This is a genomic window from Exiguobacterium sp. s124, assembly GCF_018617485.1.
Lineage (GTDB): Bacteria > Bacillota > Bacilli > Exiguobacteriales > Exiguobacteriaceae > Exiguobacterium > Exiguobacterium aestuarii.
Window position 1 is genome coordinate 149056 of sequence record NZ_JACSKH010000003.1, and the last position, 14321, is coordinate 163376.

The window sequence follows — 14321 nt, forward strand, 5'->3', positions numbered from 1 at the left end:
AAAACATCCTTGATACCGATACGGTTCAAGGATGTTTTTCTGTCATGAAAGGGGCTTCAACTTATGAAGAGTTGGACACTTTGGCTCACCCTATTTGCTATTGCAATCTGCACCCTTAATATTGTTGGATTTGATGACAAGAACATCCTATTGTTCTTGAGCTCGCCTCCGTTCTGGCTTCTCGAGACACCCTGGTTTTCCTCACATATCATCCATCCAACTTCTTTGCCACAGTTCTCACTGTATATCATGACAGTCTCCTTTTGGTTTATTCTCGGTAGACTGCTCGACCGTCTCACTTATACAGTGACGACCGCACATAAAAAATGACTTCCATCAACCGATGGAAGTCATTTTCATCTATTAAGCCTCACGCTCTGCGCGAAGTTCAGCAGGTACTTTGCCACGTTTTGAAATCACTTGTGCGATTGCAACCAATACGACAAACGAGATCAATGCCGCGAAGAAACCGATCCAAATCGATGCTGTGATTCCGAGCACCAAATATCCGATTGCTGAGACGACTGCCGCGAGAATCGCGTATGGCAACTGTGTCAACACGTGATCGATGTGGTGCGAGCCTGCACCGGTCGAACTGAGAATCGTTGTATCCGAGATTGGTGAACAGTGGTCACCGAACACCGCACCGGCCAATACAGCAGCAAGTGATGCGAGGAGAAGCTCTGGTTCAACCGCCATGATCAAGTCTGCCCCGATCGGAAGCATCAAACCAAACGTTCCCCAGCTCGTCCCAGTCGAGAATGCCATGATACCAGCAATCAAGAAGAGAAGTAGCGGCAAGTAAGAAGCGGCAATTGTATCTGTGACGAAGCTCGCCAAGTATTCACCGGTCTTCATATCACTAATGACTGCGATGATTGTCCAAGCAAACAAGAGGATGAGAACAGCCGGCCACATCGCACGGACGCCTTCCCATGCTGCTTTACCATAATCACGTGCCGGGATTTTACGTCCGACAAGTAGAAGGAATGCGACAATCAAACTGATGACAACACCCGCGACGAGTGAGCGTGTCACGTCTGTCGATTCGAACGCCCCAATCAATGAGAAATCTTGACCGTCTGCAGCCAGTGCTTGACCACCTGTATAAAGCATCGCTGATACTGTCGCAATGATGAGCGTAATGATTGGAACGATTAAATCACGAACTTTTCCGCCTTCATGTTCATGCAAGTCTTCGCTCATACCCATCGGCTTCCCTTTTGCCGAATCATACAATTCACCTTGAAGGGCACGAAGTTCATGTGTGCGCATCGGGCCGATGGCAAGTCCAGTGAAGGCGACATACGCTGTCAACAAGAGTGCGAAGACGGCATAGAAGTTCATCGGAATGATTTGAATGAATGCAGAGAACGATGAGTAACTATCAATCGAATATTTCGTCAAAATCCCAGCGATGATGGCGATGATGTACGCACCCCAACTTGAAAGCGGGCTGATGACACAGACAGGTGCTGCCGTTGAGTCAATCGTGTACGCAAGTTTCGCGCGCGAGATATTTTTACGGTCCGTAAGCGGACGACTGATATTCCCAACTGCCAAACTGTTGAAGTAGTCATCGATAAAGATCAAAATACCAAGTCCAAACGATACGAGACGCGCACCGCGTGCTGTCTTGACGTTCGCAGCAGCCCATTCACCGAATGCGCGTGCACCACCTGACGTTTGAATGATTGACGATAAAATCCCGAGCAAGAGCAAGAATGCAATCAACAAGACGTTCCATTCATTGATGGCTCCGTCCGACCAGAATAAAGCGATAATGTTCGACCATAAGTATTGAATCGAATCAAGCGGATTGAAGCTATGCAATAGAAGTACCCCTGCGACAATCCCGACACCGAGTGATGGGATAACCTTTCTTGTTGTAATTGCCATAATAATTGCGAGTAATGCCGGTACGAGTGAAAGTACCGAAGTTGAATAATCTACCATGCTGAATTCCTCCTTTTTTAATTAGGATGAGGCCCCCCTATGCTTAAAAAAACGCAAAGCGAGGGCATCGGCAACAAAGCCGACACCCTCGCTGGATGTTCCGTCTTTCTTAGCCGACTTGGAGCGCTCCATACGTAAATATGTATGGCAGTCCGACGGGTATTTCCCGTCAGCCCAGCACAACCCCACGGACATGGTGTTGCACTTCGGCGATCCTGCCTTTTTGTAGTCCTCATCGTTGTCATCCTCCGACTACTTACTCATCAGCATCGCACCTCTACCTCATCGATAGCACGAATATTCATTTAAAGTTACGTCTAAATTATCACAAGTTGACGTCACATATCAATAGTTTTTTTCATCACGAATGATTCGTTTCAAAACAGCAAGTGCTTCTTGGTCATTCGTCTCTACGGCTTTAAAGAAGTCGTTGAAGAAGTGATACAACACGAATCGGTCAGCGTGAGACTTCGTCTGTTCTTTAATTGTAGAGAAGATGAGCCGCCGCAGACGTCGTTTCGTCTGTGTTTCTTCTGGCAGTTCTTCGCATCGGTCCTTGAAAGCACGATATACAGAATTGATCAATTCCTCATGTTCATCATACGACCGATTGTAAGCAACTTGTTCCATCTGTAATATCCCCCCTTTCAAATTTGACCCGATGAAACTTGTCGTAACTATATCAACTTCCAGTCAGTCATTCAATCGTTATCGACCGTTCTTAACAAAAATCATACGTTAGACCGAGTCAAGTGTTGATGAATGAGAAGGTCGTCACGTCGAACAATCCCATATCGGTCAATTTCAAATCTGGAATGACCGGTAAGGCAAGGAATGACATCGTCAAGTACGGATTGAAATGACGGTGTGCCCCGACAACATCGAGCGCATCGTTTAGCTGTTCGAGAATATCTGCCACTTCACGGTAAGGGCGTTTCGTCATCAAACCACCGATTTCAAGCGGGAGCACGGCGAGCACTTCCCCTTCCGATACAGCGACGACCCCACCGCCTACTTTTTCAAGCGTTCTCGCTGCGAGCAACATATCTTCCGGGCTGACCCCAGCGATGACCAAGTTGTGACTGTCATGGGCTACCGTAGCCGCAAGTGCACCTCGTTTCAACCCGAATCCTGTAACGGGAGCAAGCGCCATGTGACCTGTTCCGTGATGACGTTCGATGACAGCAAGCGTTGCGATATCCTGTGCTAAATCCGCGCCTGATGCATCCGGTTGGAACGTGAGACGTTGTCGTTTCGTCAACAAGCTGTTCGGAAGCACTTGAATGACATCCACTTCCTCTTCGCTAGGTGCAAGTCGGAACGAGTCAGCCGTCAATTCAGGTAACTCGAGTTCGCCTTTCATCGGTTTTGGCACTTCAATTCCTTCAGCATCAAATGTCGCATTCCCTGCTTCGGCGACGAGTGTACCGTTGACATACACTTGTTCGATTTTTACCGATTCGACGTCTGACAAGATGACGAAGTTCGCTTTCTTGCCAGGTGCGATGGCACCAATCTCTTTTAATCCATAGGCTTCTGCGGCGTGTAAACTCGCCATCGCATAGGCCGTCTCTGGTTTGACCCCTTGCTTGATTGCCGTACGAATGTTGTAGTCAATCCCACCTTCCGCGACCAAGTCATCCAAGTGCTTATCGTCTGTACAGAAGAGGAAGCGATGGGCGTTGCTCTCTGTCACAGCAAGACTGACCTTCTCCACGTTCCGAGCGACAGAACCTTCCCGAATTTGAACGTAGAATCCACGTCGTACCCGTTCAATCGCCTCTTCTGCTGTCGTACATTCATGATCCGTCATGATTCCTGCTGAACGATATACGTTCAATTGATCAGGGTTGAGACCTGAAGCATGTCCATCCACGACTTTGCCCGCTTGTTCCGTCTGTGCGATCTTTTGAAGCATGTCTTCGCTTCCTGCTTCGACCGATGGATAGTCCATGACCTCACCCAATCCATGGACACCGGGATCTCCTAGAAACGGCGCCAAGTCCTCTGCATACAATTTTGCACCTGCATGTTCAAACGGCGTCGCCGGCACACAGCTTGGTAACATCATCCGGACGTCGAGTGGAAGGCCTTTCGCATCCGCTAACATATACTCAATTCCAAGTGCCCCGTTCACGTTCGCAATCTCATGCGGGTCCGCAATGACTGTCGTGACACCGAGTGGCAAGACCGCCTTCGCAAACTCATGTGGCGGGACCATCGACGATTCGATATGGACGTGCGAATCGATGAAGGACGGGGCAAGCGTCCAAGTTGGATCATGATATTCGACCTCTCCATCGTATCCATCCCCAATTGCCACAATATACCCAGCATCGATGGCGACGTCCGTACGAATCGTCTCACGACTGTACACGTCAATCACAGCGACGTCTTTAAAGACGACGGCCGCTTTCTTTTTCTTTGCGGCGATGTCAATCAAATGTTGTTTCTCCATCTCTCGATCTCCTTATTCAACGTATTTTAACTATCTTACCAAGAATATTCTTTTCGTTGCAATTTCTTTTTCAAGTTGTGCGACAATGATAGCATATCGATCTGAAAGGGGTTACAACGATGCAATATAAACTAGGAGAACTGACACCACAAGTCGACCCGACGACTTATCTCGCACCAGGAGCACATGTGATTGGAGATGTGACGATTGGGGCGCACTCGGGGATATGGTTCAATACCGTCATCCGTGGAGACGAAGGTCCGATTCAAATCGGTGCTTATGTGAATATTCAGGACGGTTCGATGATCCATCAATATGAAGGGTCGCCGACAATCATCCATGACCGTGTCTCAATCGGTCACATGGCGATGATTCATGGTTGTGAGATTGAGGAGGATTGCCTCATTGGTATGCACGCTACCGTACTCGATGGTGCCAAGATCGGGAAAGGATCATTCGTAGCTGCGGGTGCTCTCGTCACACCAAATATGCAAATCCCTGAAGGGGTAATGGTGATGGGCGTCCCCGCAAAAGTTGTCCGTCCATTGAATGACGAGGATCGTTTCATCATGGAGAGAACCGTTAAGAAGTACGCGAAACGCGCTGAACAATATAAACAGACGTGTGTGCCCTTAAGCGAAACGCACAGTTTGTGAAAGCGTTTACAAGATTCATAAAATGTTAACGTTTCTCTCGAATTTTCTACACAGTTCCTTTGTATACTGATGATGTAGCCAAGCTGACGTATTGAAAGGAGCCCACTCTATGTATCCGAACCACGATCAACTCATGTTAGATTTGTACGCTTCATCGATCAATCCAAGTTATGGTCTTCATATCGATGATTCTTTCGATGACACGCTCCATGGTGCACATCGTGAGGTTTGGGAACGCATGCATTTGGATAATAGTAGAGAAGAAGATTCTAAAAATGGAGGAACGGCTGGATGATTCCAACACCTGTAATTCAAGATTGGCTCGCAACTAAATTAAAGCGATAATTGACCGATATATAGATGAAGCGAGCGAGGGTGATCCCCACGCTCGCTTTTTTATTCGAAAATGGTCAGATGTGCATCAATCGGTTGCCGTGCTTTTGGTGTCGGAATGTCCCCGGTGTCATATTTTCCGATTTGCAGAAGACCGATAAATGTTTCTCCTTCTGCTCCAATCATTTCCTTCAAACGCGCATCGTCAAATAACCCACCCGTACGCCAGACCATCCCGATTTCACGTTCACTGAACAAAAGTTGAACATTTTGAATAAATGTCGCCGTCGCGAGCATCGCATCCCGATTTCCTTTATCCGTCTCAAATCGTTTTGCCGTCACATACATACACGTGGCGGCATTTAAGATTCGTCCTGTCACCTTTTCACGTTGCCCTTCCGACGCCTCCGTGAAGGCTGGCTCGAGCGCGTCGAGTAATACCTGTTTCCCATCCCCATTGAACACATATACGTTCCATGGCTCGATCTTATTATGAAACGGTGCGTGATGTGCCGATTGCAACACCTCATAGAGCACCTTCGTATCGATCGGTTCTTCCTTGAACATCCGAACCGTCCGTCTTTCCTCAATTAATTGTTGTGCTGCTGTCTTTGTCATGACCGTCACTTCCCCTTCTTTTCTCTCCTCTATCATAATTGAAAAACGTTCTCATTTCAAAATCAAAAAAAGACTACAGATTGCTCTGTAGCCTTAAATCGATTGTCCAATAACCTCACATGCCACCAAGTCTTCAAACGTTTGGCGACGTACGACGAGGCGGTGATTCCCATCCTTGACGAAAACAACTGCAGGGCGAAGCATTTGGTTATAGTTGCTCGCCATCGAGAAATTATATGCTCCCGTGGCTTTGACGAGTAGCAAATCACCCGGTGTGACAGGAGGAATCAAAGAGCGGTTCGAGATGATGTCTCCCGACTCGCAACACGCTCCGACAATTTTTGCCTCGAGCGTCTTCTCTTCATTCATCCGAGTCGCTGCCACGACTTCGTATTCCGCGTCATATAGCGCCGGACGAATGTTATCCGTCATCCCCCCATCGACGGACACAAACGTGCGTACGCCATTCACTTCTTTGACGGTTCCGACTTCATACAGTGTGGCACCGGCATTGGCAACGAGCCAACGGCCTGGCTCAATCCCGATTTTTGGGAGTGGCAATTCACGAGCCTCTACCTCGTCGATTAACGTTTCCATCACCCGCTCCATCGTCTGTGCGAAGTCGAGACGCTCGTCTTCGTCTAAGTAAGCGACACCGAAGCCACCACCGATGTTCAGCACATCCGTCGTATAGCCCGTCTCCTGACGAATCGTATCCATGAACCGTACCATCGTCTTCACCGTATTGATGAAGAGGGTCGGATCTTGAATTTGAGAGCCGACATGACAGTGAATCCCCTTCAACTGTAAATGTTCCGCTTCTAACGTCGCACGAACCGCATCTAAATACGTATCGTCATGCGTCGGGAAACCGAATTTTGTATCAACCCCACCCGTTTGAATCGCCGCATGGGCACCTCCAACAACTTGAGGCACGATGCGGAGAAGGACATCGACTTCACGATTGTATTCAGCCGCAAGTCCTGACAAGAGGCTGATTTCACGCATGTTGTCGATGGTAAAGTGTGTAATCCCCTGTTCGAGCGCGAACGTGATGTCGAGGATCGTCTTGTTCGACCCATGGACGTGAATGCGCTCTGCCGGTATACCGGCATGCAGTGCCACGTACATTTCACCCCGTGAGACGACGTCGACACTTAATCCTGCCGCCATCACTTTTTCATACACGGCCGCAATCGATAATGCTTTTGACGCGTACAACGCATATGTGTTCGGATACTTGTCTAGAAACGCGTCTTGAACGATCCCAAGGCGACGCTCTAGTTCTGGCTCACTCATCATATATAAAGGTGTCCCGTACGTCGCTTGAAGTTCACGGACGGACACGCCTTCGATCAAACATTCTGATTGATTGGTGGTGTACATACAATTCCTCCTTCAAAGCGATGTGGGACACGCCACGAACGGGCACAGAGCTGTTCTGAGTTGTTGGCATAGCCAACGCGTGTCACGTCATCGATTTTCGTTTCTATGCCATACAACGTCACACGGTCGCCGATCTGCACATTCTCGTCGACTTTGATGAAGCTATGGCTCATAAAGATGTTGCTGACGAACGGATAGGCTTTCCCGTCAATATGAACAGGCAAGTGACGTCTCGCCCGCATCAATCCATCTCCGTATCCGACCGGAAGTACGGCAATGCGTTCCTTCGTTTCGGCTGTGTATCCCGTCCCATATCCGACATGAGCCCCCGCTTCAATGTCATGGACCGCGACCACTTCCGTCTCCCAATAGAAAGCAGGAACTAACCATTCGACCGGCTCGACCGATGAATAGCCATATAAGAAGATCCCGACACGTACATGTGTGCAATGATGCAGACGCGAATCGTCTTGAAGCGTGGCCGCACTGTTCGCTGCATGGATCAATTCAAACGTATGACGTTCCATCAATCGTGTCGACCAATCAGCAAACCGTTCGACTTGAACGCTGTGCTCGACTTCCGCATTGTCTGCGTCCGCGAGCGGGAAGTGCGTACATAATCCGACGAGGTTCAGTCCTTCATTTTGACAGAAAGCGACGATTTGTAGTGCTTCTTCAAATGTTTTAGCACCGAATCGGTTCATCCCGACATCTAGTTTTAGATGCAGGCGAACGCCATCGAGATGCTCTCGCTGTGAGACGAGCCACTCATATGACCCGATGGCGACGTCAAAATCGTAGGCATGCACGTGTTGCCACGTATATACCGGGTTCATGACGAGGACACGAGCCGATTGCGCATACGTCCGAACCTCGATCGCTTCTTCGATTGTTGTCACCATGAAGTGACGGACCCCTTCATCATACAAAGTCGTCACAACTGGCTCCATCCCTAGGTTATAGGCGTTGTTTTTCACGACTGCAAACACGGGGCGCCCGAGCGCTTCAATCCGACGTTTGTTCTCGCGAATCGCATTCAAGTCAATTGTGACTCCCATCGTTCAAAACTCCTTTACTCTTTAACTGCTGATTTCACGAACGTGACCCAATCGCGGTGTTCTGGAAGTTGTCCTGTCACGGCCTCGCGATAACGTGTCAACATTTCTGTCGCAACCTTCTGGACGCCTCCACCGATCGAGATGTGGTCGACCTCGATGACGCTCGTCACTTCGGCTGCCGTTCCCGTCAAGAAGATCTCATCGGCTACATATAACTCATCGCGCCCGATGTGACGTTCCACGACTTCATAACCTCCATCACGCGCAAGTTGCATGACCGTCTGACGCGTGATGCCATCGAGTACGGAACAATCGAGCGACGGTGTCGTGATCGTCTTCCCTTTGACGAGGAAGATGTTTGCAACACTCGCCTCGCTGACGTTTCCGTTCATATCGAGGGCAATCGCTTCATCAAATCCGTCACGAAGCGCCTCTCCTTTTAGTAACTGTGAGTTCATATAGTTCGATGCTGCTTTCGCTTGCATCGGCATCATTGTCGAAGACACGCGGCGATAAGAGGCTACTTTTGCCCGAATCCCAACTGTTTTACTGAAATATTCACCGAGTGGCCAGCACGAGATGGCAACGTGTACCTTCGTTTCTGCTGTCGGCATAAGCGCCTGCCAAGGTGTTCCAAGGAAGACGAACGGACGGATATAACATGCTTCAAATCCGTTTCGCTCAATCAATTCCATCGTAGCTTGTTCGAGTTCATCTACCGTGTAAGGTAGTGTGACGTGGTAGTATGCACACGAGCGAACGAGTCGCTCCAAGTGTTCACGTAAGCGGAAGATGGCTGGACCTTCCTCCGTGTGATACGCGCGAATCCCTTCAAAGAACCCACTTCCGTAATGAATCGCGTGTGTCATGATACTCGTGTTTGCGTCAGTCGGCTCAATCCAAGCCCCGTCTTTCCACATCCATTGTCCATACTGTTCCATAATGCAACTCTCCCATTCCTCATTGTTTATATTTTCTGTCTATTATACGTTAGAGAGAGCGTAAGTCATCAACAAGTTGCGTTTTTTCAGAAGTTTTTTCATCTTTCTGTTTGATGACGCGTGCCGGCGTACCCGCGACGACAACACCTGGAGGAACATCTTGCGTGACGACACTCCCAGCTGCGACTACCGCATTTTCCCCGACGCGAACCCCTTCCAAGATGACAGCGTTCGCTCCAATCATGACGCCATCTTCGATGATGACCGGATCTTTTGAAGGTGGCTCGAGGACACCTGCGACCACGGCACCCGCTCCGAGGTGGACGTTCTTCCCAAGCGTTCCGCGCGCGCCGATGACGGCATTCATGTCGACCATCGAACCGTCTCCGATGACGGCACCGATATTGACGACGGCACCCATCATGACGACGGCGTTGTTCCCGATTTGTACATGGTCACGAATGAATGAACCTGGCTCGATTCGTGCATTGAGTTGTGTCGTATCGAGCATTGGAACGGCACTGTTGCGACGATCGTATTCAAGGTGTGAATCGGTGATGACCGACGCATTCGCTTCTAAGAAAGCGGCTGCGCGCTCCGCAGTCGTCAAGAACAGCTTTGACTCATCCGTTCCGAACGCTTTCGCTTCCTCGATTTCAAGACCTGCCAATTGGCCGTTGACGTAAAGTTTTACCGGTGTTTCCTTTTTTGCATCTTTAATATATTGTGCGATTTCATAAGCGTTTGTGAGTAACATGAGTAGCCTCCTCGTATAAGTTCGATAGATTATAAAGTCCTGCCGGGCGGTCGATGATCGTCGCTGCCGCGGCAAGTGCCCCGTTTGCAAAGACGCGTTTCGATAACGCGGTATGTTTCAATTCAATCATTTCATCATCTCCGGCGAAGAGCACGGTATGCTCCCCGAAGATCGTACCACCACGAATCGAGTGCATACCCAACTCTTCGGCACCACGCGCTTCTCGGCGTGACGTTCGTTCGTAAATCGGTGTCACCTCTCGTTTCGCTTCGATGGCACGGGCTAATAGCTCCGCCGTTCCGCTTGGCGCGTCTACTTTCTTCCGATGGTGCGCCTCAATCACCTCGATGTCATAACCGAGTGTGAGCGGGACGAGCTGATCGAGCAACTGCTTCAGCAACGCGATCCCGTACGATGTGTTATAAGACTGAAAAATCGGAATGTCTGTTGATGCTTCTTCAATCTTTGTAAGCTCCTCAGGTGTGAACCCTGTCGTTGCGATGACGAGCGGAATGTTGCGTGACCGCCCGAATGCGAGCAAGTCAGGAAGTAATGCCGGATTTGAAAAATCGATGACAACGTCGACTGGTGCATCTACCTTATCTAATGAGGCCAGATGCTCGTCACTTCCCGGTGACACGATTGCCGAGACGTTCACGCCTTGCATGTTGGCGACTTCTTCGACGATTCGTCCCATCGCACCAAATCCGTGAATCAATACATTCATTGTCTCACCTCGTTAAACTGCTCCATCGCCGATAGTAATTTTGCTTCGGCCGTCGCGCTCATCGGGACGAGCGGCAGACGTGGCGCGCCGAAGGCAAAGCCTTTCGCTTGAAGTGCCGCCTTCACCGGAATCGGATTCACTTCTGCGAAGAGTTCGTCGATGACCGGGAGCAGGCGTAGCTGCCATGTACGCGCCGTCTGGAGATCACCTGCTAGAAGTGCTTCTGCCAAGGCGACGGTCGCCCCTGGGTAGACGTTTGACAAGACCGAAACGACACCTTGAGCGCCCCATGCCATATATGGCAAGATTTGATCGTCATTCCCGCAGTAAACGGTGAACCCTTCCGGAAGATGAGCCATCATCTGTGCCATGACCGAGATGTCCCCACTCGCCTCTTTCAAGGCCGTGATGCGCGGATGTTCCGCTAACTCCCCAACCGTTTCAGGTGCTAACGCGACACCTGTTCGTGACGGGACGTTATATAGCATGAGCGGAATCGGTGATGCATCCGCAATCGCTGTAAAGTGAGCGAGAAGCCCGGCTTGTGTTGACTTGTTATAGTACGGGGTGACGACCATCGCCATCTCTGCCCCAAGTTCTGCGGCCCGTTTCGTTTTCTCGATACTGAGAGCCGTGTTATTCGATCCGGTTCCCGCGATGATCACCGCTCGTCCGTTCGCGACCTCCACTGCTCGAACGAGCAATGTCTCGAATTCCTCATTCGTCAGTGTCATGCCTTCGCCGGTCGTTCCACCGATGACGAGTCCACTCACTCCCTCTTGGATTTGGTCTTCAATCAATGCCGTCCATGCCTCTAAGTTTAACTGCCCATCTTCTTGGAATGGGGTCGCTAGTGCTGTCGCAACTCCTGTGAACATGTCATCCCCTCCTTATTTTGTCGCTGTTTGACTGATCATGCATTGTGCGATTTGTACCGCGTTCGCCGCTGCCCCTTTTCGAACGTTGTCCGCGACGCACCATAGGTGGAACGTATTCGGCTGAGAATCATCTCGGCGAATTCGACCGACATACACCTCATCGGTCCCGTTCGCATCAAGCGGTGTCGGATACGATAGGTCTGCCGGACTGTCCATAACCACGACACCAGGCGCATCTGCGAGTACGGCTTTTACTTCTGCGACCGTCGCATCCCGTTCGAGCGTCACCGTGATGGATACCGCATGACTGTTTCGCACCGGTACGCGGACGCAAGTAGCCGTCACACCGAGGTTCGGCGCATTCAGAATCTTACGCGTCTCCTCAATCATTTTTTGTTCCTCTTTCGTATAGCCGTTCTCTAAAAATACATCGATTTGCGGCAACACGTTATCATAGATCGGATACGGATAATTCGTCGGTTCCTCTCCACGCGCCCCGCGCTCAAGGTCATCAATCCCTTTTTGACCCGAACCCGATACAGCTTGATAAGACGTATAGGCGACACGTGTCAGTCCATACACTTCCGAAAGCGGTGCGAGCGCGACGACCGATTGAATCGTCGAGCAGTTCGGATTCGCAATGAGCGTCTTTTCTGGGCTGAGCTCGACCCGATTCACTTCCGGCACGATGAGCGGAATTCCTTCTTGCATTCGGAATGCGCTTGAATTGTCGATGACGATGACCCCTTGTTCACTCAAGCGTGGCGCATACTGTTCACTGATGCTCCCACCGGCAGAGAACAAGGCGATATCGATCGGGTCCGCATAAATCGAATCGTTCAGCTCGCGAATCACGACCGGTTGTCCGTTCACCTCAACCGTCTTTCCTGCTGAACGGGCTGAAGCATATAGTCTCAGTTCACTGATTGGAAATTCGTACTCTGTTAATACATCAATCATTTTTTGTCCGACGGCGCCTGTTGCGCCGACGACAGCTACGTTATACATCATGCTTCCCCCTTATAAGTTGAAGCGAGCCGCAATGGCTGAGACGGCCGCTTCTACGTCTTGTTCTTGAATCGTATAGGAAATGCTGATTTCAGAAGTCGTGACTTGATAGAACGGGATGCCCATCTCGCGGAATGTCGCGAACAGTTCTGATGCGACGCCTGTTGCGTCTCGCATACCGATTCCGACGACTGAAATTTTTGCATGTTCTGTGTGACGATCGATTTTGATTTGTGGTAAGGTCGCTGTCAATTCTGCGAGCGCCTCTTCCAAAAACGCTTCTTCATCGAGTGGACATGTGAACGAAAGGAACACTTCTCCATCGAACGCCGTCTGCGAAATCATATCAATGTTGACGTGGCGTTCTGATAATCTTTCAAAGATGTCCGCGACTCCGGCTGCCGTGTGCGGGATATGTTTGATTGAGACACTGAGTACGTTTTTGACAACACTCACACTCGTGACTGCTTTCTGTTCCATTGCTTGTGTCGTATCCATGATCCATGTTCCTCCTTCGCTCGAGAGCGTCTTTCCAACAAAAATATTCACGTCATACTTCTTGGCGAGCTCGACGCTCCGCATCTCCATGACTTTGGAGCCGAGTGCACTCATCTCCATCATTTCATCGTAAGACACCGTGTCTAGACGTTTCGCCGTCGGATGAATTCGCGGGTCTGTCGTATACACCCCAGCCACATCTGTATAAATTTCACAACGTTGACTGAGGACGGCTGCTAGTGCGACTGCTGTCGTATCCGAACCGCCACGCCCGAGTGTCGTGACGTCTCCCGCTTCATTCACACCTTGGAAACCAGCGACGATTAAGACATCGTACTGACGTAACTTCTCGTGCAACACTTCTTTACGAATCGCTTTAATTTTGCTTTTCGTATGGATGCCCATCGTATCAATCCCAGCTTGTTGCCCGGTGAGTGAAATGGCCGGTACGCCTCGCGAGTTCAAGGCGATACTGAGTAAACTGATCGTCTGTTCTTCCCCGACGGCGAGTAGCCGATCGAGTTCACGAATCATCGGGCGCTCCGTGATTTGTTTAGCAAGCGACAGGAGCGAGTCCGTCGTCTTGCCCATCGCCGAAACGACGACGACCAATTTTTCACCGGTCGCCACACGTGTTTGTAAATAGTCCGAAATGGCTTGTATTTGTTCGATTGTGGCAACAGAGCTGCCTCCAAATTTCAGTACGGTTGTCATCAAGTTCCCCACTTTCAAGATGTCCACCAACAGAAAAAGCGGCAGACCGGTAGGAAGCACTCTCCCTACGGTCTGCCGCTTGTACGCGCAGTTGAAAAACGATTTAAAAATCGTTCCGTAGATAGCGCTCCATGGTAGTTGACCATGGCAGTGTAGGCGTTATTCACGACTACCCCAGCCTCCGTTCACACGCACGTGAACGTTAACTTCGGCGAATTTCCCCTTTCGGCTCGATCCGGAGTGCGTCCGTTTCAATCAAGCTTACTCATGTCATTCGCAACCTCTATCTGTCAGTTGTTAGTATTAGTTATAACAAATCGAAATCTTCTTGCC

14 protein-coding genes and 2 riboswitches are annotated in these 14321 nt (G+C 49.9%); of the genes, 2 read left to right on the forward strand and 12 right to left on the reverse strand.

Annotated features, from left to right (window positions below; translation table 11 throughout):
- Window positions 1-363 precede the first annotated feature (363 nt).
- The 3 genes from KNO85_RS13050 to ade all read right to left on the reverse strand — a co-directional run bounded on the left by KNO85_RS13050 (window position 364) and on the right by ade (window position 4414).
- Window positions 364-1956, reverse strand: a complete 1593-nt coding sequence (locus KNO85_RS13050; protein ID WP_214790723.1) for a Na+/H+ antiporter NhaC family protein — start codon at window positions 1954-1956, stop codon at window positions 364-366.
- 113 nt (window positions 1957-2069) lie between these two features.
- A riboswitch (Lysine riboswitch) is annotated at window positions 2070-2244 on the reverse strand.
- A gap of 57 nt (window positions 2245-2301) precedes the next feature.
- The gene (locus KNO85_RS13055) at window positions 2302-2586 is read right to left on the reverse strand and encodes a hypothetical protein (RefSeq protein WP_015880753.1); all 285 of its coding nucleotides are present in this window, start codon (window positions 2584-2586) and stop codon (window positions 2302-2304) included.
- A gap of 118 nt (window positions 2587-2704) precedes the next feature.
- Entirely contained in the window at window positions 2705-4414 is a 1710-nt protein-coding gene (gene ade, locus KNO85_RS13060) for an adenine deaminase (protein WP_214790725.1), read from the reverse strand.
- Between the two features lie 119 nt (window positions 4415-4533).
- Here ade and KNO85_RS13065 point away from each other — a divergent pair, with 119 nt between their 5' ends.
- Together KNO85_RS13065 and KNO85_RS13070 are read left to right on the forward strand one after the other, a co-directional pair.
- A complete protein-coding gene (locus tag KNO85_RS13065; RefSeq protein ID WP_214790726.1) occupies window positions 4534-5070 on the forward strand; it encodes a gamma carbonic anhydrase family protein in 537 nt (178 codons plus the stop codon).
- A 109-nt stretch (window positions 5071-5179) separates the two neighbouring features.
- Complete coding sequence (locus tag KNO85_RS13070; protein WP_214696806.1) at window positions 5180-5365, forward strand: hypothetical protein; 186 nt, start codon at window positions 5180-5182, stop codon at window positions 5363-5365.
- A gap of 101 nt (window positions 5366-5466) precedes the next feature.
- Here KNO85_RS13070 and KNO85_RS13075 read toward each other — a convergent pair whose 3' ends face one another.
- The 9 genes from KNO85_RS13075 to KNO85_RS13115 form a co-directional block, all read right to left on the reverse strand.
- The gene (locus KNO85_RS13075) at window positions 5467-6021 is read right to left on the reverse strand and encodes a nitroreductase family protein (RefSeq protein ID WP_251126191.1); all 555 of its coding nucleotides are present in this window, start codon (window positions 6019-6021) and stop codon (window positions 5467-5469) included.
- A 93-nt stretch (window positions 6022-6114) separates the two neighbouring features.
- Window positions 6115-7407 carry a diaminopimelate decarboxylase gene (gene lysA / locus KNO85_RS13080; RefSeq protein ID WP_214790730.1) on the reverse strand — a complete coding sequence of 431 codons (1293 nt, stop codon included), beginning with the start codon at window positions 7405-7407 and terminating at the stop codon, window positions 6115-6117.
- Window positions 7377-8465 (reverse strand): alanine racemase, encoded by a 1089-nt coding sequence (alr, locus tag KNO85_RS13085; protein WP_214790732.1) that lies wholly within the window; start codon window positions 8463-8465, stop codon window positions 7377-7379. The genes lysA and alr overlap by 31 nt, the downstream gene beginning before the upstream one ends.
- Before the next feature lie 14 nt (window positions 8466-8479).
- Window positions 8480-9406, reverse strand: a complete 927-nt coding sequence (locus KNO85_RS13090; protein ID WP_214790734.1) for a branched-chain amino acid transaminase — start codon at window positions 9404-9406, stop codon at window positions 8480-8482.
- A 49-nt stretch (window positions 9407-9455) separates the two neighbouring features.
- Window positions 9456-10163 (reverse strand): 2,3,4,5-tetrahydropyridine-2,6-dicarboxylate N-acetyltransferase, encoded by a 708-nt coding sequence (gene dapD / locus KNO85_RS13095; RefSeq protein WP_074032983.1) that lies wholly within the window; start codon window positions 10161-10163, stop codon window positions 9456-9458.
- Window positions 10141-10890 (reverse strand): 4-hydroxy-tetrahydrodipicolinate reductase, encoded by a 750-nt coding sequence (gene dapB / locus KNO85_RS13100; RefSeq protein ID WP_214790736.1) that lies wholly within the window; start codon window positions 10888-10890, stop codon window positions 10141-10143. Before dapB ends, dapD begins: the two co-directional genes overlap by 23 nt.
- Window positions 10887-11768, reverse strand: coding sequence for a 4-hydroxy-tetrahydrodipicolinate synthase (gene dapA / locus KNO85_RS13105; protein ID WP_214790738.1), 882 nt, complete (start codon window positions 11766-11768; stop codon window positions 10887-10889). The genes dapB and dapA overlap by 4 nt, the downstream gene beginning before the upstream one ends.
- Window positions 11769-11780: 12 nt before the next feature.
- Window positions 11781-12776 (reverse strand): aspartate-semialdehyde dehydrogenase, encoded by a 996-nt coding sequence (locus tag KNO85_RS13110; protein ID WP_214790745.1) that lies wholly within the window; start codon window positions 12774-12776, stop codon window positions 11781-11783.
- A 12-nt stretch (window positions 12777-12788) separates the two neighbouring features.
- Window positions 12789-13988, reverse strand: coding sequence for an aspartate kinase (locus tag KNO85_RS13115; RefSeq protein ID WP_376777884.1), 1200 nt, complete (start codon window positions 13986-13988; stop codon window positions 12789-12791).
- A gap of 114 nt (window positions 13989-14102) precedes the next feature.
- A riboswitch (Lysine riboswitch) is annotated at window positions 14103-14282 on the reverse strand.
- Window positions 14283-14321 lie beyond the last annotated feature (39 nt).